This window comes from Micromonospora sp. NPDC023737, from assembly GCF_040639715.1.
Lineage (GTDB): Bacteria > Actinomycetota > Actinomycetes > Mycobacteriales > Micromonosporaceae > Micromonospora.
In genome coordinates this window covers 712,004-733,759 of record NZ_JBFAAL010000001.1, presented here as the reverse complement: position 1 = coordinate 733,759, position 21,756 = coordinate 712,004, and the positions used below count along the sequence as shown (strand labels likewise).

At 72.5% G+C, this 21,756-nt stretch carries 19 protein-coding genes; 11 read left to right on the top strand and 8 right to left on the bottom strand.

What is annotated here, in order from left to right; translation table 11 throughout:
* The first annotated feature begins 98 nt into the window (after positions 1–98).
* Positions 99–821 (top strand): M23 family metallopeptidase, encoded by a 723-nt coding sequence (locus tag AB0F98_RS03180; protein WP_357727817.1) that lies wholly within the window; start codon positions 99–101, stop codon positions 819–821.
* 106 nt (positions 822–927) lie between these two features.
* On the opposite strand, the gene AB0F98_RS03175 is transcribed toward AB0F98_RS03180, so the two are convergent.
* The 5 genes from AB0F98_RS03175 to AB0F98_RS03155 all read right to left on the bottom strand — a co-directional run bounded on the left by AB0F98_RS03175 (position 928) and on the right by AB0F98_RS03155 (position 6,465).
* Positions 928–2,109, bottom strand: coding sequence for an aminotransferase class V-fold PLP-dependent enzyme (locus tag AB0F98_RS03175; RefSeq protein WP_357727814.1), 1,182 nt, complete (start codon positions 2,107–2,109; stop codon positions 928–930).
* A gap of 44 nt (positions 2,110–2,153) precedes the next feature.
* On the bottom strand, positions 2,154–3,200 hold the full coding sequence (locus tag AB0F98_RS03170) for a tyrosine recombinase XerC (protein WP_357727811.1): 1,047 nt from the start codon (positions 3,198–3,200) through the stop codon (positions 2,154–2,156).
* A 10-nt stretch (positions 3,201–3,210) separates the two neighbouring features.
* Complete coding sequence (locus AB0F98_RS03165; RefSeq protein ID WP_357727808.1) at positions 3,211–4,410, bottom strand: DNA-processing protein DprA; 1,200 nt, start codon at positions 4,408–4,410, stop codon at positions 3,211–3,213.
* 138 nt (positions 4,411–4,548) lie between these two features.
* On the bottom strand, positions 4,549–6,069 hold the full coding sequence (locus tag AB0F98_RS03160) for a YifB family Mg chelatase-like AAA ATPase (protein WP_357727805.1): 1,521 nt from the start codon (positions 6,067–6,069) through the stop codon (positions 4,549–4,551).
* A gap of 36 nt (positions 6,070–6,105) precedes the next feature.
* Positions 6,106–6,465, bottom strand: a complete 360-nt coding sequence (locus AB0F98_RS03155) for a YraN family protein (protein ID WP_357727802.1) — start codon at positions 6,463–6,465, stop codon at positions 6,106–6,108.
* 234 nt (positions 6,466–6,699) lie between these two features.
* Between AB0F98_RS03155 and AB0F98_RS03150 the strand changes: the two genes are divergently transcribed.
* The 5 genes from AB0F98_RS03150 to frr all read left to right on the top strand — a co-directional run bounded on the left by AB0F98_RS03150 (position 6,700) and on the right by frr (position 11,739).
* Entirely contained in the window at positions 6,700–8,121 is a 1,422-nt protein-coding gene (locus AB0F98_RS03150; RefSeq protein WP_357727799.1) for a hypothetical protein, read from the top strand.
* Positions 8,122–8,375: 254 nt separating this feature from the next.
* Positions 8,376–9,209 carry a 30S ribosomal protein S2 gene (gene rpsB, locus AB0F98_RS03145; protein WP_357727796.1) on the top strand — a complete coding sequence of 278 codons (834 nt, stop codon included), beginning with the start codon at positions 8,376–8,378 and terminating at the stop codon, positions 9,207–9,209.
* Positions 9,210–9,344: 135 nt separating this feature from the next.
* Positions 9,345–10,172, top strand: a complete 828-nt coding sequence (gene tsf, locus AB0F98_RS03140; protein WP_357727793.1) for a translation elongation factor Ts — start codon at positions 9,345–9,347, stop codon at positions 10,170–10,172.
* A gap of 160 nt (positions 10,173–10,332) precedes the next feature.
* Positions 10,333–11,100 carry a UMP kinase gene (gene pyrH / locus AB0F98_RS03135; protein WP_076470541.1) on the top strand — a complete coding sequence of 256 codons (768 nt, stop codon included), beginning with the start codon at positions 10,333–10,335 and terminating at the stop codon, positions 11,098–11,100.
* 81 nt (positions 11,101–11,181) lie between these two features.
* Positions 11,182–11,739 carry a ribosome recycling factor gene (gene frr, locus AB0F98_RS03130; RefSeq protein ID WP_076470542.1) on the top strand — a complete coding sequence of 186 codons (558 nt, stop codon included), beginning with the start codon at positions 11,182–11,184 and terminating at the stop codon, positions 11,737–11,739.
* A gap of 73 nt (positions 11,740–11,812) precedes the next feature.
* Here frr and AB0F98_RS03125 read toward each other — a convergent pair whose 3' ends face one another.
* Positions 11,813–12,250 carry a hypothetical protein gene (locus AB0F98_RS03125; RefSeq protein WP_357727788.1) on the bottom strand — a complete coding sequence of 146 codons (438 nt, stop codon included), beginning with the start codon at positions 12,248–12,250 and terminating at the stop codon, positions 11,813–11,815.
* 389 nt (positions 12,251–12,639) lie between these two features.
* On the opposite strand from AB0F98_RS03125, the gene AB0F98_RS03120 reads away from it, so the two are divergent.
* The 3 genes from AB0F98_RS03120 to AB0F98_RS03110 all read left to right on the top strand — a co-directional run bounded on the left by AB0F98_RS03120 (position 12,640) and on the right by AB0F98_RS03110 (position 16,886).
* The gene (locus AB0F98_RS03120) at positions 12,640–14,178 is read left to right on the top strand and encodes a phosphatidate cytidylyltransferase (protein WP_357727785.1); all 1,539 of its coding nucleotides are present in this window, start codon (positions 12,640–12,642) and stop codon (positions 14,176–14,178) included.
* Between the two features lie 145 nt (positions 14,179–14,323).
* Positions 14,324–15,472: a 23S rRNA (adenine(2503)-C(2))-methyltransferase RlmN gene (gene rlmN, locus AB0F98_RS03115; RefSeq protein ID WP_350786922.1), complete on the top strand. Its 1,149-nt coding sequence runs from the start codon at positions 14,324–14,326 to the stop codon at positions 15,470–15,472.
* A gap of 31 nt (positions 15,473–15,503) precedes the next feature.
* Positions 15,504–16,886, top strand: a complete 1,383-nt coding sequence (locus tag AB0F98_RS03110; protein ID WP_357727781.1) for a DivIVA domain-containing protein — start codon at positions 15,504–15,506, stop codon at positions 16,884–16,886.
* 120 nt (positions 16,887–17,006) lie between these two features.
* On the opposite strand, the gene AB0F98_RS03105 is transcribed toward AB0F98_RS03110, so the two are convergent.
* Positions 17,007–17,231 carry a DUF2631 domain-containing protein gene (locus AB0F98_RS03105; RefSeq protein ID WP_357727778.1) on the bottom strand — a complete coding sequence of 75 codons (225 nt, stop codon included), beginning with the start codon at positions 17,229–17,231 and terminating at the stop codon, positions 17,007–17,009.
* Positions 17,232–17,522: 291 nt separating this feature from the next.
* Here AB0F98_RS03105 and AB0F98_RS03100 point away from each other — a divergent pair, with 291 nt between their 5' ends.
* Together AB0F98_RS03100 and AB0F98_RS03095 are read left to right on the top strand one after the other, a co-directional pair.
* A complete protein-coding gene (locus AB0F98_RS03100; protein WP_357727775.1) occupies positions 17,523–19,094 on the top strand; it encodes a Rieske 2Fe-2S domain-containing protein in 1,572 nt (523 codons plus the stop codon).
* Between the two features lie 147 nt (positions 19,095–19,241).
* A complete protein-coding gene (locus AB0F98_RS03095; RefSeq protein ID WP_357729046.1) occupies positions 19,242–19,862 on the top strand; it encodes a TMEM175 family protein in 621 nt (206 codons plus the stop codon).
* A 234-nt stretch (positions 19,863–20,096) separates the two neighbouring features.
* Here AB0F98_RS03095 and AB0F98_RS03090 read toward each other — a convergent pair whose 3' ends face one another.
* Positions 20,097–21,692: an NAD(P)/FAD-dependent oxidoreductase gene (locus AB0F98_RS03090; RefSeq protein ID WP_357727772.1), complete on the bottom strand. Its 1,596-nt coding sequence runs from the start codon at positions 21,690–21,692 to the stop codon at positions 20,097–20,099.
* Positions 21,693–21,756: the final 64 nt, after the last annotated feature.

The following is a 21,756-nucleotide window of genomic DNA, read 5'->3' as shown; positions in this document are numbered from 1 at the left end:
CAGCCGAGCGAGCGGGCACTGTCCACAGGACGTCCGGTTGTCCACAGCGGAGGCACGAGTCGAAGCGCTGCTCGCCGGCATCGGGCAGGCTGCGACCCATGCGACTGCGACCGCCTCCTCCGCCCCGTACCGCCGTCGGTCCCCGTACCGCCTCGCCGGGTCGTGTCGCCTCGCCGGGTCGTGCCGCCCGGCTGGGTCGTGCCGCCTCGGAGCAGCGCCGTCACCGCCTGTTGTGCCGCCTCACCGCGCGACGCTGGCTGCCGGTTCCGGCGGGTGTCGTGCTACTCCTGGTCACGCAGCCGGCCGCGGCGGCCCCGTCCGCCGGTCGCGACAGCTCGCCGGGTGGCGGATCGGTCCGGGCGACGGCGGCGAGCCGTTGGTCGATGTCGGTCGAAAGCGGCTTCGGTTGGCCCGTCGACGGGCCACCGCGGCCGGTTCGCCGCTTCGACCCGCCGCCGCAGCCGTGGCTGCCGGGGCATCGTGGTGTCGACCTCGCTGTCGCGGTGGGTGCGCCGGTGCGCGCCGCCGGTCCGGGCACCGTGCTGTTCGCCGGGATGGTGGCCGGGCGGCCGGTGGTCACCGTCGGGCATGCCGACGGGTTGCGGACCACCTACGAGCCGGTGGGGCCGACGGTCACCGCCGGCGACGCGGTCCCCAGCGGGGCGCCGCTCGGCGTCCTGCAGGCCGGTCACGCAGGCTGTCCGGCGGCGGCCTGCCTGCACTGGGGGCTGCGCCGTGGCGAGGAGTACCTCGACCCGCTCGCGTTGCTCGGTCTCGGGCCGGTCCGGCTGCTCCCGCTCGACGGGTCACGACCGGCATGACCGGCCCGACCCGCCCGACCGGCGCGGTCGCCGACCGGCACGACCGCTGACCGGCACGACCGCTGACCGGCACGACCGCTCACCGGCACGGCCGGCGTGGACGCCCTCAGCGCTGGGCGAGCAGCGGTGGTAGCCGGACAGCCAGACGCTCGTACTCGTCGGCCCTGTTGTAAACCTGCCCGCAGAGGCGCAGCCAGCCCCGGCCGTTCCAGGACATCACCGCCACCTCGGTGGCGAGCCGCTCGGCGATGTGCTGCTGCAACGCCCGTGCCGCGTCGATGGTGGTGGCCAGGGCGGGCGGCAGCGGGATGAGCCGCATGGCGACCTCGGGTCCGCCGGGCTCCGGCAGCAGGTCCGGTGCCACCCCGAGCGCGTCCCCGACCACCCGCTGGCCGTACGCCGCCAGCCGGGCGTTGTGAGCGCGTACCCGGTCGACGCCGAGACTACGCAGCGTGAATACGCCCACCGGGGCGGCCAGCCACGCGGTGTAGTCCTGGGTCGCCTGCCACTCCAGCCGGTCCGGGAAGCCGGCCTCCTGCTCCCACGAGACCACCAGCGGCTCGATCCGGTCCCGCCACTGAGGCGCCACGACCAGCACGGCGGTGGCGCGTGGTGCGAATGCCCACTTGTGCAGGTTGCCCACCCAGAAGTCGGCGCCGATGCTCGCCACGGTGGTGGGCAGCATCCCGGGCACGTGCGCCGCGTCCACCAGCACCGGCACCCCGTGCTCGTGGGCGACCGCGACGATCGCGGCGGCCGGGAAGAGCCGGGCTGTCGACGAGGTGAGCTGGTCGACGACGAGCAGGCGCGTCCGGCCGGGGCGCAGAGCGTCCCGCACGGCCTGGACGACCTCCTCGTTGGTCGCGGCCAGCGGAACCGGCAGCACCCGACTCGTCGCCCCGGTACGCCGGCACTCCCGCTGGATGGAGAGCGCGACAGCCCCGTAGCCGTGGTCGGTGCTCAGGATCTCGTCGTCGGGGCGTAGCCCGAGCGACTGGAGCACCACGGCGACGCCGGTGGTGGCGTTGCTGACCAGCGCCGTGCCGTCGGGGTCCGCGCCGATGAAGGAGGCCAGGTGCCGGCGGGTGTGCGCCACCCGATCAACGAGACCCTGGGTGAAGAAACGCAGCGGGTTGGCTTCCATCTCGTCGCGCAGTCGCTGCTGGGCGCGCTGCACGCTGATCGGTACCGCGCCGAACGAGCCGTGGTTGAGGTGACTGACCGCCGGATCCAGGGAGAAGAGCAGGCGGGCGCCCGGAATCGGCTCCGGTGGCTGCGGGACGCTCACCCCGTGATCGTAACGGTGGGTGGATCATCGACGGCGGCGATCGGTCAGGCGCGCGGATGGGCCTGGCGGTAGGCGGAGCGCAGTCGCTCCACCGAGACGTGCGTGTAGATCTGTGTGCTGGCCAGCGAGGAGTGACCAAGCAGCTCCTGCACCGCACGCAGATCCGCGCCGCCCTCCAGCAGATGGGTGGCCGTCGAGTGGCGCAGCCCGTGCGGACTGGTCCGGGGAAGGTCGGCCGCCTCCGCGTAGCCGCTGACGATCCGGCGGGCCGTCGTCGGGTTGAGCCGACCGCCGCGTGCGCCGAGGAACAGCGCGTCCCGGGAGTGCGGTGCGGCCAGCGCACGACGGCCGTGGCGTACCCAGTCGTCGAGCGCGCGTTGGGCCGGCACCCCGTACGGCACGGCCCGCTCCCGGCCCCCCTTGCCGAGCACCCGGATCACCTGGCGCTCGTGGTCGATGTCGGCGAGATCCAGCCCGCACGCCTCACTGACTCGCACGCCGGTGCCGTAGAGCAGCTCCAGCAGCGCCCGGTCCCGCGACAGCAGAGGATCATCGACGCCGTCACCGCCGCTGAGTCGCCCGGGTGCTTCGACCAGCAAGGCCGCCTGATCGACGCGGAGCACGCCGGGCAGCTCCCGGTGCGCCCGCGGGCTGGCCAGCATGGCGCCCACGTCGGCCGGCAGCAGGCCGGACCGGTGCGCCCAGGCACTGAACACCCGGGCCGAAGCGGCGCGCCGTGCCAGCGAGGTGCGGGCGGCGCCGGTCGTCCGAAGACGCGCCAACCAACTGCGCAGCACGGCCAGGTCCACGGTCGCGACGTCGACGCAACCCATCCGCGCAGCGTGGTCCAGGAGCGACACCACGTCGGTGAGGTACGCCCGCACGGTGTGCGCGGAGCGGTTACGGACCCGGGCCAGGTGATCGGCGAACTCGTCGGCGGCGTCGCGCAGCGGAGGCGGCAGCGCCTGATGGACCGCGCGGGTGCCTCGTGCCGCGCGGCTCGTCGCCGCCGCACCAGATCGGCTCGTCGCCGCCGCGCCAGATCGGCGCGGGGCACCACCGCTCGGCGCGGGCCGGTCGTCGGCTGGCATGGCGCACAGCCTACGGGCCTGCGGGGCGGCCGGCCGTCGACCGGGGCGGACGAGCCAGCGCATAGCCGTCCTCGCGGCGGACCACCATGGCGAGCTCCTCGAGCAGGGACAGCTTCCGCATCGCCGTCCGGACGTCCAGTCCGGCCCGAGCCGCCAGCCGATCCACCCCCACCGTGCCGCGGCGGGGCATCGCCTCCAGCAACGACCCGGCGTCGTCGTCGAGGGTGTCGGAAGGGCGGTCCGGCCCGCGCGCCGGAGGAGCCAGGTCCACGCCGATCCGACCCACCTCCTCCAGCACGTGCGCCACGCCGGTGACCAGGCGCGCCTTCGGGTGATCCCGCAGCAGCTCGTGGGCGCCGACGGACATCGCCGACGTGACGGGGCCCGGCACCGCCATGGTCGGCCGATCGATGGCGAGGGCCCGGTGCGCGGTCTGAGTCGCGCCGCTGCGCGCCGACGCCTCCACGACCACCGTCCCGACCGTCCCGGCGGCGATGACCCGGTTGCGGATGAGGAACCGGGGTCGCAGCGGATCGGAACCGGGTGCCCACTCGCTCACCAACAGTCCGGTGTCGGCGATCCGCTCGAAGAGCGCCGCGTTGCCCATCGGGTACGGCCGGTCCACGCCGCAGGCGAGCACCGCCACGGTGAGGCCGCCGGCGTTGAGCGCGCCTCGGTGCGCGGCGGCGTCGATACCGAACGCGCCGCCGGAAACCACCGTCCAGTCCCGGTCCGCCAACCTGTAGCCGAGTTCGGTGGCGACGTGCAGGCCGTAGCCGGTGGCGGCCCGGGCGCCCACCACCGCCACCGAATGCTCAAGCGCCTCGGCCAGCGGCCACGAGCCACGTACCCAGAAGCAGAGCGGCGGCGCCGTCTCCGTGTCCACCCGGCGCTGAGCTTCGGCCAGGTGCAGGCGGTGCAGATCGACCAGGCGTGCCGGCCACTCCTCGTCCTCCGGCGTGATGATGCGCGCGCCGAGTCGCGCCGTGCGTCGCACCGCCTCGGCCGCTACGGCGCGCGGGTCGCCCCCCGCGAGCCGGGCGGCCACCGCGGCGCGCAGCTTCCGGTCGGGCGCGCCACCGTCGAGAAGCAGCTCCAGCGCGGCCAGCGGGCCGAGCTCGTCCACCAGTTGATACACCGACTGGGTGCCCGGCTCGGTGAGCCAGGTCAGCGCGATCCGGGCCAGCGTCCGTTCCTCCCGTTCGCTCATGCCCGGACTCCGCTTCGTTGCGTACCGGCATGAGGCAGGTCCGCACCGGGCTCGATGGTTCGCGCGCTCATGCGCGCACTCCGCTGCGCGGCGTGCCCGTATGAGGCAGGTCAGCACCGAGCTCGACTGTTCGCACGCTCATGTCGCATCTCCCGTCCGCAGTTGAATGGCTTCGAGCACGTCGTCCCGGACCGGCCGAGAGCGCCCGTCCAGGTCCGCGATGGTCCAGGCGAGCCGGATTACCCGGTCGAAGCCCCGCGCCGAGAGCGAGCCGGAGTCGAGCCGGGCGCGCAACTCCGCCGTGTCGGACGCGGGTAGCCGCCACGGTGGCCGCCGCAGGTTTGGCCCGGGGACCTGCCCGTTGAGTCGGTGGCCGAGCCCGGCCCACCGCTCGGCGGCCGCGTCTCGGGCCGTCACCACGCGGCGTGCCACCGCCGCCGACGACTCCCGGTCTCCGTCACCGGCCATCAGCTCGGCGGCCCGTACCGCCGGCAGCTGCACCTGCACGTCGATCCGGTCCAGCAGCGGCCCGGAGAGCCGGCCGAGGTATCGCCGGCGGGCGAGCGGGCTGCACTCGCAGTACGCGTCGCCCGCCGGCTTCGCGCACGGGCAGGGGTTGGCGGCCAGTACCAGTTGCATCAGTGCCGGGTACTCGGTGCCGCCCCGGCTGCGCGCCAGTTGGACCCGGCCGTGCTCCAGCGGCTGGCGCAGCGCCTCCAGGGCGCCCTTGCTGAACTCGGGTGCCTCGTCGAGGAACAGGACCCCGCGATGGGCCAGCGACACCGCGCCCGGGCGGGCGAGCCCAGAGCCCCCGCCGACCAGCGACGGCACGGTCGCGGTGTGATGTGGCGCCTGGAACGGTGGACGGCGCAGCAGCCGACCCCCGGGCGGGAGCAGTCCGGCGATCGAGTGCAGCGCGGTGACCTCCAACGCGGCGTCGTCGTCCAGCTCGGGCAGGATCGACGGAAGGCGCTCGGCGAGCATGGTCTTTCCGGCGCCGGGCGGCCCGAGCAGCGCCAGGTGGTGCCCACCGGCGGCGGCGACCTCGAGGGCTCGTCTGCCCAGCTGTTGCCCGGCCACGTCGGCGAGATCGGGCCCGTCGCCCACCGGCGGTTGGTCGGCGACCGGCGGCTCGATCAACGGGGACCCGTCGCGTACGAAGGAGACCAGCCGGTGCAGCGTGTCGACGGCGCGTACCCGCACGCCGGGGATGACGGCGGCCTCGGCCGCGTTCCCCACCGGGACGATCACCCGCTCGATCCCGGCCCGGGCCGCGGCGGCGACCATCGGCAGCACCCCGCGCACCGGTCGGACGGTCCCGTCCAGACCCAGCTCGCCGAGGATCACCACCCGATCCAGGGGGAGCAGCGGAAGCTCGCCCGACCCGCCGAGCAGAGCCGCCGCGATCGCCAGGTCGAACGCCGAGCCGAACTTCGGCAGGGTGGCCGGTAGCAGGTTCAACGTGATGCGCCGGTTGGGCCAGCGCTGACCCGAGTTGACCACGGCTGCTCGTACCCGGTCCCGGGCCTCGTGCAGGGCGGTGTCCGGTAGCCCGGAGATCACCACCGCCGGCAGTCCGGCGGCCAGGTCGGCCTCCACCTCCACGAGATGACCGGCCATCCCGACCAGCCCCACGCAGAGCACCTTCGCGTAGCTCACCGGGCAGCACCCGCGCGTACGGCACGACCGTCCATCTCAGAACGCGCCCTTCAGGTGCTCGACGTGGGCCGGGCCGGCGTCGGCGAGCCGTACCGAGAGCACGTCGAAGCGGATCTCGTCGGCCGTCGTGCCGGTCTGTGTCAGCCAGCGGGCGGCGAGGCCACGCAGCCGACGCGCCTTGGCCGGTACGACCGCCTCCGCGGGGCTGCCGAACTCGCCGCCCCGCCGGGTCTTCACCTCGCAGAAGGCGAGCACCGGGCCGTCCCAGGCGATGATGTCGATCTCCCCGGCCGGGCAGCGCCAGTTTCGGGCGACCGGGCGTAGTCCCGCTCCGATCAGGTGCCGGAGGGCGCACCGCTCGCCGTACGCACCGACCGCCTGGTTCCGCGTCGTCATGGGCCGGGACGATGCCGCCTCGGGAGCGGGTTCGGCGACCCTGCCCGGGCGAAGCTGTGGACGACCGGGCCGTTGTGGACAGCCGGACGATCAAGCTGTCCCCGTGCTATGGCGACCGTCGGTCGAGTCGCCGGTGCCGTCGGCGAGTGGCACGTGCCGGGAGTGCACGCCGGCGAGTCGCCGGGTCCGGGGTGGGCTGACGGCGGTCGAACCGGGTCGCATACCGTGCCGGACGTGGACGGACGACGGAGCTTCCCCGACGATCAGGAATTGCGCTGGTACGCCGACGAGCGCGACCGCGGCTACGAGCCGGAGTGGCCCGGCCCGGACGAGCGCCACCGGGACGAGGAGGTCCGCGTACCGGAGCAGCGCGGTGCCGCCGAGGAGCCCCGGTACGGCGACGGCAGCGGGTACCGCGAGCCGGCCCGCTTCGGTGCGGACGCCGAGCCCGCCGGGTTCGGTGCGGCGGACCGGCCGGGGCGCGGCAGCACGGCGGAGAGCGATTCCGGCCGGTTCGCGGCGGCCGAGCCGGAGACCGGCCGGTTCGGCCCGACCGGATCCGACTCCCTGCGTTTCCCGGCGGTGGACGCCGATGGTGGTCGGGTCGACGCGGACGCCGCCCGGTTCGGGGCGACGGACCCAGGGTTCGGCGTCACCGAGCGGGAACCCCGGCGACGGGGCGCTGTCGAGCCGGAGCGGTTCAGCGCCGCCGGCGAGCCGGTGCGGTTGCCGGTGGGTTCGCGGGGCGACGACGACCCGGCACGTTTCGGTGCGGCTTCGCGTGCGGACGACCAGTCGGCTCGGTTCCCCGTCAACTCGCGCCCGCATGACGAGCCGGGTCGGTTCGGCGAGGCCGTGCGATCGGAGGCCGAGGTGGCATCGTTCGGCACGGTGGGTGCGGCCGGTGACGAACGGGTGGAGTCCGCCGGCAGGCGGGCGGACCGTGCCGGGCGGGCCGATACCGACATGGACGTCTCCGGTGAGCTGACCGGGCGCCGGGCCGCCCGGGAGGGCGCCGGCGCGGAGGTCTCGGGTGAGCTGACCGGACGTCGGGCGGCCCGGGAGGCCGCCGGCGTGGAGGTCTCCGGTGAGCTGACCGGACGTCGAGCCGCTCGGGAGAACGCGGGCTCGGACGTGGCGCGGGCGGATGTGAGCACCGGCCCGGCCGAGGCCGGCGATTCGGCGCACCCCGCTCCGCTGGGGGGCTATCCGATCGTGGATCCCAACCGGGCGGCGGAGCCGCCGAACCCGCTGAACGTGCCGACCGGCGTGATGCCGCCCGTCGCGTCGCGAACCGATCCGCCGACGTACCCGTCGGGTGGCATGCCGGACGTGGCGCGGCCGACCGGCGACGGGGTCTACCGGACGCGTCGTCCGGTTCTGGCCATCTTCTTCGCGTTGATGGTCGTGCTCTTCGAGGCACCCGCGTTGCGGTTGCTCGCTTACGGGGTGACCGGAGACCCGGTCTCCGCCGGGAACGTGGTGGCGGGGACCTTCCTGGTGGCCGGCCTGCCGATCTTCGCGATCGGGCTGTACGGGCTACGTACCGGCGGATTGTCTCTGGCCGAGGGGAGTCGGGGCTGGCTGCGGCCGCCGACGGCCTACCTGACCGTGGCCCTGGTGCTCTTCGTCGCGGCCGCGCTCGCGGCCGGCTGATCCGCCCCACGCGCACCGGAACTCCGCGCGGCCCCGCCGCGCACCCGCGGGCTGTGGAGCGGGCAGGGGGCGTACACTGGTCGACTGGCGACCGCCTCGCGCGGTCGACCTCGCGTGCCCTCTCCACGGTCCGTCGTGGGGCGACGGCCTCCCTGGTCCCGATCTTGGTCGGGCCCACCATGGCCGCCGACCGGGTGCCAGGACGCCCGGCCGCCGGCCGGGCGGGACAACCAGGGAACACAAGGAGTACCCACATGGCCGTCGTGACCATGCGTCAGCTGCTCGAGAGCGGTGTCCACTTCGGGCACCAGACCCGGCGCTGGAACCCGAAGATGAAGCGCTTCATCTTCACCGAGCGCAACGGCATCTACATCATCGACCTGCGCCAGACCCTCGACTACATCGAGAAGGCGTACGAATTCGTGCGCGGCACCGTCGCCGAGGGCGGCAGCATCCTCTTCGTCGGCACCAAGAAGCAGGCCCAGGAGGCGATCTCCGAGCAGGCGACCCGGGTCGGCCAGCCGTACGTGAACCACCGCTGGCTCGGTGGCATGCTGACCAACTTCCAGACCGTGTACAAGCGGCTGCAGCGGATGAAGGAGCTGGAGGCTCTCGGTGACCTGAGCGGCACCGCCGCCGGTTACACCAAGAAGGAGACCCTGCAGCTCTCCCGCGAGAAGGACAAGCTGACCCGCACCCTGGGTGGTCTGCGGGACATGCAGAAGCTCCCGGCCGCGATCTGGGTGGTCGACACCAAGAAGGAGCACATCGCCGTCGACGAGGCCCGCAAGCTGGGCATCCCGGTGATCGCGGTGCTCGACACCAACTGCGACCCGGACGAGGTCGACTTCCCGATCCCGGGCAACGACGACGCGATCCGCTCGGCCGAGCTGCTGACCAAGGTCGTCGCCGCTGCCGTCGCGGACGGTCTGATCGCCCGTTCCGGCCGTCGCCGGGGCACCGACGAGAAGCCCGAGCCGGGTGTCGCCTCCGACGAGCCGCTGGCCGAGTGGGAGCGCGAGCTGCTCGAGGAGCCGAAGAAGGCCGACGAGCAGGAGCAGCCGGCGGCGGCCACCGCCGCCGAGTGACCGTACGTCGCTGCCTCGCCGTCGGTTCCGTGCCGACGGCGGGCGGCGGCGGCCCGGGCGGGCACATTCGGCCCGGATCCGGGTAATCGGCCCCTCCGACCATCCACACGTCGTCTCAACATCGAAGAGAGAGCCATGTCCCAATTCACCGCCGCGGACGTCAAGAAGCTCCGCGACCTCACCGGCGCCGGCATGATGGACAGCAAGAAGGCGCTGACCGAGGCCGAGGGCGACTTCGACAAGGCCGTCGAGATCCTGCGCGTCAAGGGCGCCAAGGACGTCGGCAAGCGGGCCGGTCGCACGGCCGCCAACGGTCTGATCGCGCACTCCGGCCAGGCGCTGCTCGAGCTCAACTGCGAGACCGACTTCGTGGCCAAGACCGAATCGTTCATCACGCTGGCCCAGCAGCTGGTCGAGCACGGTGTCCGGGCCGGTGTCAGCAACGCCGAGGAGCTGCTCGCCAGCGAGCTGGACGGTAAGACCGTCGCCGAACTGATCCAGGAGCAGTCGGCCAAGATCGGCGAGAAGCTGGTCCTCAACCGGTTCGCCAAGCTCGACGGCACCACCGCCGTCTACCTGCACCGCAAGGCCCAGGACCTGCCCCCGGCGGTCGGTGTCCTGGTGCAGTACGCCGGCAAGACCGACGAGGCCGGCGACGCCGACGCGCGTGGCGTGGCCATGCAGATCGCCGCGATGCGGCCGCAGTACCTGACCCGTGACGAGGTGCCGGCCGACGTCGTGGAGTCCGAGCGGCGTATCGCCGAGCAGACCGCCCGCGAGGAGAACAAGCCCGAGGCGGCCCTGCCGAAGATCGTGGAGGGCCGGGTGAACTCCTTCTTCAAGGACTTCGTCCTGCTGGAGCAGTCGTCGGTCACCGACAACAAGAAGTCGGTGAAGCAGGTGCTGGCCGAGGCCGGCATCGAGGTCACCCGCTTCGTGCGGTTCGAGGTCGGCCAGGCCTGAGCCGCCACCGGGCGCCTCGGCGCCCGTGGGTAGGGAACGTCGACGAGGAGGTCGCCGGTGTACGTGACAGGCACCGCGGCCTCCTCGTCCCATAGGGTCGGCAACGGCAGTTTCGCGGTACGCGGCGCACGACGCGCCGGTGTGGGAGAGGGCGGGTCGGATGACGCAGGTTGTGAATGACCGGACGCTGGCGGTGGAAGACCCCACCGCCCCGCCGCCTGGCCGGGCTCGTCGGGTGGTGCTCAAGCTTTCCGGCGAGGTCTTCGGCGGTGGCGCGATCGGTGTCGACCCGGACGTCGTCCAGGCCATCGCACGGCAGATCGCCACGGTGGTCCGTCGAGGCGTACAGGTCTCAGTGGTGGTCGGTGGCGGCAACTTCTTCCGCGGCGCCGAGCTGCAGAAGCGCGGCATGGACCGGGCGCGCGCCGACTACATGGGCATGCTCGGCACCGTGATGAACTGCCTCGCCCTCCAGGACTTCCTGGAGAAGGAGGGGATCGAGACCCGGGTGCAGAGCGCCATCACCATGGCCCAGGTCGCCGAGCCGTACATCCCGCTGCGCGCCATCCGGCACCTGGAGAAGGGGCGGGTGGTCATCTTCGGCGCCGGCGCCGGCATGCCGTACTTCTCCACCGACACGGTCGCCGCGCAGCGCGCGCTGGAGATCCACGCCGACGTGGTCCTGATGAGCAAGAACGGCGTCGACGGCGTCTACACCGCCGACCCGCGGATCGACTCCACCGCCAGCAAGTTCGACTCGATCACCTTCTCCGAGGTGCTGCGCCGCAACCTTCGCGTGGCGGACGCGGCGGCGTTCAGCCTCTGCATGGAGAACGGCCTGCCGATGCTGGTATTCGGCGCGCAGGGGGAGGACACCATCGTGCGCGCCGTCGGTGGCGACAAGATCGGCACCTTGATCACCGCCTGAGCGGTCGCCCCAGGCGACGGCAGCGGTCCTCCGACACACAGCAGAGCCCACCACGAGCAACAGAAGGAGGCGAGGAGACCGGTGATCGACGACACCCTCCTCGAGGCCGAGGAGAAGATGGAGCGTGCGATCGAGCACGCGAAGGAGGAGTTCGGCGCGATCCGGACCGGTCGGGCCAATCCGGCCATGTTCTCCAAGGTGATCATCGACTACTACGGCACGCCCACGCCGCTCACCCAGATGGCGTCCGTCGCGATCCCCGAGCCGCGCATGGCCATCATCAAGCCGTACGACAACTCGCAGATCAACGCCATGGAGAAGGCGATCCGCGACTCCGACCTCGGGGTGAACCCGAACAACGAGGGCAACCAGCTGCGCATCGTGCTCCCGCAGATGACCGAGGAGCGCCGCCGCGACATGATCAAGGTGGCCCGGCACAAGGGTGAGGAAGCCAAGGTGGCGATCCGCAACGTGCGCCGCCGCGGCAAGGAGGAGCTGGACCGGATCGTCAAGGACGGGGAGGCCGGCGAGGACGAGGGCCGGCGCGCCGAGAAGGAGCTGGACGACCTCACCCAGCGCTTCGTGGCGACCGTCGACGAACTGGTCAAGCACAAGGAAACCGAGCTGCTCGAGGTGTGATCGCGCCGCCCGTCGGGCACCGCAGGTGATCCGAGGCCCGTTCCCACATCGGGAACGGGCCTCGTCGCGTACGTCAGCGGGGGATCCGGACGGTCCTGGTGGTCTCGGTCAACTGCTCGCTGGTGTACGCGTCGCGCAGGGCGAACCGGACGGTGGCCCGACCGGAGCGCAGCACCGGATCGAGCCGGGTGAACCCCATCGCGAGTGTCGCCGTGCCACCGTCGCACCGAACCTCGCCGGCACCACGCCCCGAGGTGGCCCAGAGCGTCGGCAGGCCGTCCTGCACCAGCGAAGCCGACAGGAGGTAGTTGCCGGTGGGGCAGCTCCGGGCGGTGCCGGTGACGACGGTCGCCGGGTACATCTCCTCCTGGAAAGGCGGCTGGAACAGGTACAGCTCGCTGGCGCGGTGCTCGATGGTGATCCTGGGCCGTGGTGTGCCCGCGGTAGCGGGCGAACCGGCTGCCAGAACGGTGGCGGCCGCTGTCAGCACCGCCAGACCGGCCTTGTACACGTGCGCTCCCTTCCCCGTGTGGACGCGCCGGCAGGAGCCGGCGCAGCGCCAGCGGACCACGAGGCGATGTGCGGCGTCAGTACCTGATCACGCATGCCAGGAGTCGGATTGGCGGCTGCGGTGGCGGCTCACCGATGGGCCGGCAGGTCCGTCTCGCCCTTGCGCGGCGGCGGGCAGCCCAGCGGCGGCACCTTCTCGGCCCGAGCCTCGTCCGCCGTGCCCGGGCGGCCGGTGCAGTAGGCTCGGCACGATTCCCGGCCACCTGACGGTGAACGTCGGGGATCGACCGCCCGTCGGGTCGGTCAATCCGAAGGAACAGTCGTACGTGTGTAGGGGATGCTTGTGGTCTTGCGTCATGTGGTGGTCCTCGTGCCGCGTCGCGGTGCGTGATGTCCCACCTCGACCCCTACGGCGGCGCTGAGCCCCGAGGCTGGGACCGGCCGGAACGGCCGGTGGCCCTGCCGTGGCCGGATCCAGAGATCGATCCGGGGCAGTGGGCGCGAAATCCCGGCCCCGGTCCGGAGCTGCACGCCGAGCCACGGACCCGCTCCCGGCCGCACGCCGACCCGTACGACGACCGTGGCAGGCCGTATCCGCCGGACCCGTACGACGACGGGCGGCACCCGGGCCCCTCGCGCTCCGACCGGGGTGCACCGCCGCGCAACGGCGAGCGGGACCCGTACCAGGGCCGTCGGCCCGACCCGTACGCCGATGGCGATCCGTACCGACCCGACCCCTACCGCGAGCGGTACGACGACGATCCTCACCCGGACCGGTACGACGACGGTCCTCATCCGGACCGGTACGACGACGGTCCTCACCCGGACCGGTACGACGGCCGTGGCCGCGACGCGTACCGGGAGCGGTACGACGTCTCCCGCCGTCCCGACGATCGCGGGTATCCCGACGAGCCGGCCGGACGGTACGACGTCGCGCCGACGGCCGGCGCCGTCCGGTACGACGACGACGCCGGCTTTCCGACGGCGCAGCTCGAGCCGGTCCGGGCGGAGATCGCCGCCGACCCGGATCCCGAGCCGGAACCGCCCCGAGGCCGGCGAGGGCCGGGCAAGCGACGGGCCAGCGCGGATCGTCCCGCCACCCAGCAGACGTCCGGCCGGGCCGGACGCAACCTGCCCGCCGCCATCGGCGTCGGCCTCGGGCTCGGCGCCGTCATCCTGCTGACGCTCTTCCTCTACCCGCCCTCGTTCCTGGCGGTGATCGTCGCCGCCGTGTCCGTGGGTGTCTGGGAACTGGCCCGGGCGGTACGGCGTAGCGGCGCGAACCCGCCGCTGGTGCCGCTGATCGCCGGTGGAGCGCTCAGCGTGGGGCTGGCCTGGTTTGCCGGCCCGGACGCGCTCAGCCTGGGATTGCTGGTCACCGTGCTCGGCACGATGATCTGGCGGCTGGGGGACGGGCCCGGTGGCTACCAGCGTGATCTGACCGCGGCCACCCTGGTCGCGGTCTACGTGCCGTTCCTCGGCGGGTTCGCGGCGTTGCTGGCGGCGGCGCCCGACGACGGTCCGTGGCGGATCCTGGCCACCCTGATCGCGGTGGTGCTCTCCGACACCGGCGGGTACGCCGCGGGCGTCTTCCTCGGTAAGCATCCGATGGCCCCCTCCGTGAGCCCGAAGAAGTCCTGGGAGGGCTTCGGGGGGTCGCTGACGGCCGCGGCGCTCGGCAGCGCGCTGCTCATCTGGCAGGTGTTCGACGTGGCGCCGTGGTGGGGCGCGCTCTTCGGTGTCGCCATCTCCTGCGCCGCGGTCCTCGGCGATCTCGCCGAGTCGATGATCAAGCGGGACCTCGGAGTGAAGGACATGAGCAACCTCCTGCCCGGGCACGGCGGGCTGATGGACCGGCTCGACTCGATCCTCTTCGCGGTGCCGGTCGCGTATCTGCTGCTGGCCGTCCTGGTGCCGGTGACGGGGTGAGTTCGCGCGGCGCCGGCGGGGTGCGTCGCCGGGACGGCGGCGGGGTGTGTCTCCGCGCCGTCGGTGCCCTGACCAGAGGGTCGGGGTCGGTTCGGCACCTCCGGACAGGTGCGTACGCCGTTCGGCGTGACAGACTGGACCCGCCATGACGAGCCTGCCCCTGATCCCCGCCGCGCCCGACAAGCCCGCGCGTCGCGCCGCCATGCCCCAGCAGCATCTCGCCGACCTCGACCTGGCGGGCCGCCAGGCGCTCGTCGCCGAGCTGGGCGAGCCGGCGTTCCGCGCGAAGCAGATCTCCAACCACTACTTCGGCCGGCTGGTCCGTGACCCGCAGCTGATGACCGACCTGCCCGCCGCCACCCGGGAACGGCTGGCCGACCGGCTGATGCCCCGGCTGCTCACCTCGGTTCGGGAGCTGACCTGCGACGACGGCGCAACCCGTAAGGCGTTGTGGCGGCTGCACGACGGCTCGCTCGTGGAGAGCGTGCTGATGGGCTACCAGGACCGGGTGACCGTCTGCATCTCCAGCCAGGCCGGCTGCGGCATGGCCTGCCCGTTCTGTGCCACCGGCCAGGCGGGGCTGACTCGTAACCTCTCTACGGCGGAGATCGTCGACCAGGCCGTCTACCTCGCCGGCGTGGCCGCCTCCGGGGCCGTGGCCGGGTCCCCGGCCCGCCTCTCGCACGTGGTCTTCATGGGCATGGGCGAGCCGCTGGCCAACTACTCCCGGGTGGTCGCGGCGATCCGCCGGCTGGTTGCCCCGGCCCCGGAAGGGCTCGGCCTGTCCCAGCGGCACATCACCGTCTCCACCGTCGGCCTGGTGCCGGCCATCCGCCGACTGGCCAGCGAAGACCTCTCTGTGACCCTTGCGCTGTCGTTGCACGCCCCCGATGATGATCTGCGCGATGAACTGGTGCCGGTCAACCAGCGCTGGAAGGTAGCCGAGGTGCTGGACGCAGCGTGGGACTACGCCGCCCGGACGGGACGCCGCGTGTCGATCGAGTACGCAATGATCAAGGACGTGAACGACCAGCCGTGGCGTGCCGACCTGCTCGGGCGGCTGCTGGCCGGCAAGTTGGCCCATGTGAATCTCATTCCGCTCAACCCGACGCCGGGCAGCCGCTGGGACGCGAGCCCGAAGCCGGTCGAGCGTGAGTTCGTTCGGCGCTTGCGCGCCGCCGGGGTGTCCACCACGGTGCGGGACACCCGAGGGCGCGAGATCGACGGCGCGTGTGGGCAGCTCGCCGCCGCGGAGGACAGCGACATCGACCGCGCCGCAGCGGCATCGGCGTGACCAGGCGGGGCGAAGGAAACCAGGAGACATAGTGGCGAGTCAGGGTCAGCGTTTCCGGCGTAAGGCGGTCCGCCGGGGATACAAGGTCGACGAGGTGGACGCCTTTCTCGACCGGGTGGAGGCGACGCTCGCCGGCCAGCCGGTGGGCGCGCCCGTGGCCTCCCAGGAGGTCCACGACGTCGTCTTCCGGGTCCGCTTCAACGGCTACGACGAGTGGCAGGTCGACCTGCACCTCGATCGGGTCGAGCGCCAGCTGGCCGAGTTGGAGGAGCGCGGCGGCGTACCGGCGCGCGTCGGGGACTCCGGCATGGGCGACCGGCTCGGTCAGCCGGATCGGCTCGGTCCGCCGGACCGGATGGGACCCCCGGACCGGATGGGTCCGCCGGATCGGATGGGACCCCCGGACCGGATGGGACCCCCGGACCGGCTCGGTCCCCCCGATCGGATGGGACCGCCGGACCGGATGGGACCGCCGGATCGGATGGGTCCGCCGGATCGGATGGGTCCGCCGGATCGGATGGGTCCGCCGGATCGGATGGGACCCCCGGATCGGATGGGTCCGCCGATGCGCGACGAGCGGGGTATGCCCCCGGTCCCGCAGCCGCCACTGCCGCCTCGGCCGATGCCCGCGCAGGCCGGCCCGCCGACCGATCGCTACGGCCGCTACGACGAGCCGACCGGAGCCTTCTCCGGCGGGTACGACGCCCCGCGCGGCGGCTACGACGGCCCGCGCCCACCGGCCGGTCCCGGCATGCCGATGGGCCCTGGCGGTCCGGGCGGGGCGCCCCTTCCGCAGCGCGGCCTGCCCTCGGCTCCGAGCGGGTACGGCCCGGAGGAGCCACGGTTCGACGGCTTCGAGGCCGGCCGACGCGCCCGCCCCGACATGACCGCCGAGATCCGGATGCCCGAGCGGGACCCGCGCGAGATGATGCCCGAGCGGGACCCGCGCGAGATGATGCCGGACCGGGACCCGCGCGAGATGATGCCCGACCGGGACCCCCGTGATATGCGTCGCGGCCCGGCCGGCCCGCCGCCGATGCCCCCGCAGGGCTTCGGTGGGGCACCGATGGGCGGCCCGCCGGCCGTGGCCGGTCCGCCTCCCATGGCCGGCCCCCCGGTCGGCGGCCCCCCGATGGGTGGTCCGCCGATGGCCGGTCCGCCCGGGAGCGACCTGTACCGCGTCGACCAGATCCGGCGCAGCTTCCAGGTGCGCCGCTTCGGCAGCGGATACGACCCGGACCAGGTCGACCGGTTCTTCGAGAGCCTGCTCGGCGGAATGGCCGGCCGCAATCCGATGCCGGTGAACCCGAAGGACCTGGACACGCTGCGTTTCGGCCTCGTGCCCGGCGGCTACTTCGAGGCGGAGGTCGACGCCGCGCTCAAGGACGTGCAGGACATCCTCTTCGGCCGCTGACGCCCGAGCAGATGTGGCCCGGACGGCCACGCCGCGCACGACGAGGGCCCGCCCTACCCGATCGGGTAGGGCGGGCCCTCGCGCATGGTCACACCGGGTGGACCCGCCGCCGGCGCCGGGTCAGGACCGGAGGCCGGCACGACGCAACACGGCGTCGCCGATGACGATGACCAGAAGCAGTGCGGCCAGGCCGACCAGCCAGATCTCCTCGACCCTGCCCTCGTGGTTACCGCAGAACGCCATGATCACCAACACCGCCGCCGACAGCACCGCCCCGATCCGTGCGGACTTCCGGTGTCCGGGCTTGTGCTGATCTGGCGCGGTTACCGGCTCGCTTCCTGCCACTGTCGGTCCTTCCCTCGCGATCGGATCTCCGGTTAGTCTGGCACGCCCCGTACCGGCGGCGGCGCAGGGTCCGACCTGAACGAGGGCACGCGTGACCCGCGAGTGCGACCGGACGGCGCCCAGGGCCGCGTACGAGGCGGGGAAAGCCGACGACCGGCGGCCGGCCGAGAGTGATCCGGAGCGTCCAGCCGGCAGGCGGTACGGCACTACCGGCGTCGCGGACCGGGGGCCGCAGTCACTCCGGTAGCGTTTGGCGTACACCTTGATACGTCTCTTGAGGGGGAAACTGCGGTGCGAGTGACCGGTACCGGGCACGCCAGCATGCGGATCGACACGGCCGCGGGCAGCATCCTGTGCGACCCGTGGGTCAATCCGGCCTACTTCGCCTCCTGGTTCCCGTTCCCCGACAACTCGCAGCTCGACTGGGAGACCCTCGGCCAGGTCGACTACCTGTACGTCTCCCACCTGCACCGGGACCACTTCGACGCGAAGCACCTGCGTGACTTCGTCTCGAAGGACGCGACCGTGCTGCTCCCCGAGTTCCCCACCTCGGAGATGGAGGACGAGTTCCGGGCGCTGGGCTTCACCAAGTTCATCAAGGCGCCGAACGAGCAGATCGTCGAGTTGCCCGGCGGCCTGAAAATCATGATCCAGGCGTTGACCAGCCCGACCGACGGGCCGATCGGTGACTCCTCCCTCTGGGTCGAGTACGACGGGGTGCGGCTGCTCAACCAGAACGACGCCCGCCCCACCGACCTGAGCGTCTTCGCGGAGCTGGGTCACGTGCACGCGCACCTGCTCCAGTTCTCCGGCGCGATCTGGTACCCGATGGTCTACGAGCTGCCCCAGGCGGCCAAGACCGCGTTCGGCAAGCAGAAGCGGGACCGGCAGTTCGACCGCACCTGGCGTTACATCGACGACCTGAAGGCCGACCACGTCTTCCCGATCGCCGGCCCGCCGTGCTTCCTCGACGACGAGCTGTGGCAGTTCAACGACATCTTCGGCGACGAGGGGAACATCTTCCCCGACCAGTCGGTGTTCCTGAGCGAGTACGCGAAGGTCGGCGGCACCAACGGCATCGTGTTGCTGCCGGGCAGCGTCGCCGAGGTCACCACCGAGGGCGCGACCACGACCCATCCGGTTCCGGTCGAGGAGTTCTTCGCGAACAAGGTCGCCCACCTGGAGGAGATGCGGGAGCGCAAGCGCCCGATCATCGAGGCGGAGAAGGCGTCCTGGCGGCACCCCGAGGTCGACGTGCTCGGCGAGATGAAGCGCCGGATCGAGCCGTTGCTGGACGAGTCGATCTACCTGGCGAAGGGGGTCGGCGGTCCGGTCCGCTTCGACCTGGTCGGCTACGACGGCGAGAGCGTCGAGTCGATCGTGGTGGACTTCCCGGGCAAGGAGGTCCGGCCGTACGCGGACGAGAAGGTCCGCTACCGGTTCCGCACCGAGCGGGCGCTGATCGAGCAGCTGCTGCACAGCGGCGAGGTGGACTGGGTCAACTCGCTCTTCCTGTCGTGCCGCTTCTCGGCCGCGCGGATCGGGCAGTACAACGAATTCGTCTACGCCTTCTTCAAGTGCCTTTCCGAGGAGCGGCTCCAGTACGCCGAGGGCTGGTACGACGAGCATGAGCGGGCCGTCGACGCGGAGGACATCACCCTCGGCGACTGGGTCGTGCAGCGGCGCTGCCCGCACCTGAAGGCCGACCTGAGCCGGTTCGGCATTGTCGAGGGGGACCAGCTCACCTGCCAGCTGCACGGCTGGCGGTTCGACCTGGCCAGCGGCCGTTGCCTGACCAGCGTCGGCCACAAGATCCGTGCACACCGCGCCGACGCTGCCCCGACCCCCGAAGCCGCTAGCTGATTCCGGTCCCGTCGCGCCCCGTCCGGGCCGAACATTGACGTGTGGTGGGCCGCTCGCAGCGGCCGCCACGACCTCCATGATCGGCGGGAGCGGGGCGTGACCGAGGGGGACGACGAGTCACGGTACCGGTACGGACGGGACCGTGAGATGGCCCGGGACGCGTCCCGGGTGGAGGCGTTCAGCGACGCGGTCATCGCGATCGTGTTGACGCTGATGGCGGTCGACCTGCTCCAACTCGGCCCGGCCCGTACCGACGAGTCGGGCCTGGTCGGGGCGCTCCGGCACGAGTGGCCGGCCTACCTCGCGTACGTGATCACGTTCGCGATCGTCGGTCAGGTCTGGCTCACCCACCACAGCATGTGGCGGTACGTCGTCCGGGTGGACCAGGTGTTGCTCGTGTTCAACCTGGCCCTGCTGCTCTTCGTGGCGGCCATCCCGTTCGCTGCGGACCTGCTCGCGGACCACCTGCGCGGTAGCGTCGCCGACCAGCGGCTCAGCGCCGGGCTCTACGTCAGCGCGGTGCTCGGCGAGGCCCTCTTCTTCAACCTGAGCTGGTGGTGGGCCCGCCGCCGCGGCCTGCTGCACGCCGACCTCGATCCGCGGCTCGCCCAGGCGGTTGCCCGTCGATTCCTGCTCGGGCCGCTGCTCTACCTGATCGCGTTCGCCTTCGTCTTCGTCAACCCGATCCTCAGCCTGAGCCTCTATCTGTTGCTGGTCGGCGTCTACCTGATCCGCGGTCCCGGCGACCTACCCTCCTACGCCCGCTGACCACCCCGCCCGCCCCCACCCCTCAGGAAACTCCCGCGCGTCGAGGGGCACCTGCGTCGGAGGACTCCCGCGTCGGGGGGACTCCCGCGTCGGGGGGACTCCCGCGTTGGGGGGACTCTCGCGTTGATCATGAAGTTGTTGTCGCGACACGCCGCGACGGCGCGCAATAACTTCATGATCACGCAGGTGTGGGCGGGTGGGGATGGGAGGTGGGGGTGGGGGGTGGGCCGGGGGTTAGGGGGTTAGGTCTTGGAGGATGCGGCGGGCGGCGTTGTGGCCGGCCGCGCCGATCACGCTGCCGGCCGGGTGGCAGCCGGCGCTGCCCGCGTACACGCCGTCGACACCTGTCGCGTAGGGCATCCGGTCGGTGAACGAGACAGTGTTGTCCACGTGGTGGATGTGACCACCGGTGATGCCGAAGTGCTTCTCGATGCCGGGCGGGGGCAGCGGCACGGCGTCCGCGATCAGGTCGCCGGTGCCGGGCGCGTACCGCTCGCAGATCTCCACCAGGCGGTCGACGTAGCCGGGCAGCGCCGCCTCCCACGTGGTGCCTGCCAGGTCGTACGGCACCGACTGGACGAAGAGCGCCGACGAGTGGTGCCCCCCGGCGTCGGAGAGCGACGGGTCGACGGTCGTGTGCAGGTACCACTCGATGGTCGGCTCTGCCGGTAGCCGCCCCGCCCGTACGTCGTCCCACATGGCGCGCAGCGCCGCCATCGGCGGCTCGCCGCCCCCGCCGACCAGTGAGGCCGAACCGGGCAGCAGGTGGATCGTCGAGCCGAACGGGCTGGGCGCGTCCGCCGGCAGGCAGGAGAAGCGTGGCAGCCCGGTCAACGCCAGGTTCAGCTTGAGGGTGCTTCCGGTGCGACGGACGGCCGCCATCCGCTCGTCGAGCGACGCTGGGAGCGCGCCGTCGGGGAGCAGGTTCATCAGCCGGTACGGGTCGCAGGCGCCGAGCACCACCCGGGCCGCCACCTCCCGGCCGTCGGCGAGGACGACTCCGCTGGCCGCGCCGCCGTCGAGTGTGATCGCGTGGACCGGCGCGTCGGTCAGGATCCGCGCTCCGGCGGCCCGGGCCGCGTCGGCGAAGGTACGCGAGACGGTGCCCATGCCGCCCTCGGCGATCATCCAGGTGCCGCCGGACCCGGGAAGCCTGCACATGTTGTGCACCAGGAAGTTGTGCCCGGTCCCGGGATCGTCCGGGCCGGCGTTCAACCCGGAGAGGCCGTCGGTGACCGCGTACATGCTGACCAGCAGCTCGGAGCGGAAGTCGAAGCGGGCGAGGTAGTCGGCGACCGAACCGCGGACGAGGTCGACGAAGACCTGCCGCAGGGCGGGACGGACGTAACGCTCGGCGGTCTCCTCGACCGGCAGCGGCTCGGCGAGCCACGCCGGCGCCAGGTCCTCCCGGAGCGCGGCGAGTTCCGCCTGAAGGGTGTCGTCGGCGGCCACGTCGGCCGCGGAGAAGTGTTCGGTGAGCTGCGCGCGGGTGGCCGCGGTGTCGCTGCCGAAGAGCAGGTACGGCGAGCCGAGGCCGCCCGGCGTGGGCAGGAAGTAGTGCGGGTCGCGACGCAGCACGGGGATGTGCACGTCGAGCGTGGCGAGCAGTTCCGGCGGCATCAGCCCGAGCAGGTACGAGCCGGTCGAGTGGCGCAGTCCGGGCACCTTCGGGAACGGGTTCTCCGTCCGGGCGGCGCCGCCGATGACGTCCGACGCCTCCAGGACCAGCACGTCCAGCCCGGCGCGGGCCAGCAGTACGGCGGACACGAGACCGTTGTGCCCGGCGCCGACGATCACCACGTCGGCCCGCCCGGGAAGCTCACTCCTCATGCCCCCGCACCCTAGCCCCCACCCCCACCCCCCACCCCCCCTCCCGGGGCCTCCCGGGGCCTCC

What these genes read in the sequence shown, in the direction of transcription:
- AB0F98_RS03180 (WP_357727817.1), top strand. Translation starts at nt 99, where the DNA reads ATGCGACTGCGACCGCCTCCTCCGCCCCGTACCGCCGTCGGTCCCCGT.
- AB0F98_RS03170 (WP_357727811.1), bottom strand. Translation starts at nt 3,200, where the DNA reads ATGCCAGCCGACGACCGGCCCGCGCCGAGCGGTGGTGCCCCGCGCCGA.
- AB0F98_RS03165 (WP_357727808.1), bottom strand. Translation starts at nt 4,410, where the DNA reads ATGAGCGAACGGGAGGAACGGACGCTGGCCCGGATCGCGCTGACCTGG.
- AB0F98_RS03155 (WP_357727802.1), bottom strand. Translation starts at nt 6,465, where the DNA reads ATGACGACGCGGAACCAGGCGGTCGGTGCGTACGGCGAGCGGTGCGCC.
- rpsB (WP_357727796.1), top strand. Translation starts at nt 8,376, where the DNA reads ATGGCCGTCGTGACCATGCGTCAGCTGCTCGAGAGCGGTGTCCACTTC.
- tsf (WP_357727793.1), top strand. Translation starts at nt 9,345, where the DNA reads ATGTCCCAATTCACCGCCGCGGACGTCAAGAAGCTCCGCGACCTCACC.
- pyrH (WP_076470541.1), top strand. Translation starts at nt 10,333, where the DNA reads ATGACGCAGGTTGTGAATGACCGGACGCTGGCGGTGGAAGACCCCACC.
- AB0F98_RS03120 (WP_357727785.1), top strand. Translation starts at nt 12,640, where the DNA reads ATGTCCCACCTCGACCCCTACGGCGGCGCTGAGCCCCGAGGCTGGGAC.
- rlmN (WP_350786922.1), top strand. Translation starts at nt 14,324, where the DNA reads ATGACGAGCCTGCCCCTGATCCCCGCCGCGCCCGACAAGCCCGCGCGT.
- AB0F98_RS03095 (WP_357729046.1), top strand. Translation starts at nt 19,242, where the DNA reads ATGGCCCGGGACGCGTCCCGGGTGGAGGCGTTCAGCGACGCGGTCATC.
- AB0F98_RS03090 (WP_357727772.1), bottom strand. Translation starts at nt 21,692, where the DNA reads ATGAGGAGTGAGCTTCCCGGGCGGGCCGACGTGGTGATCGTCGGCGCC.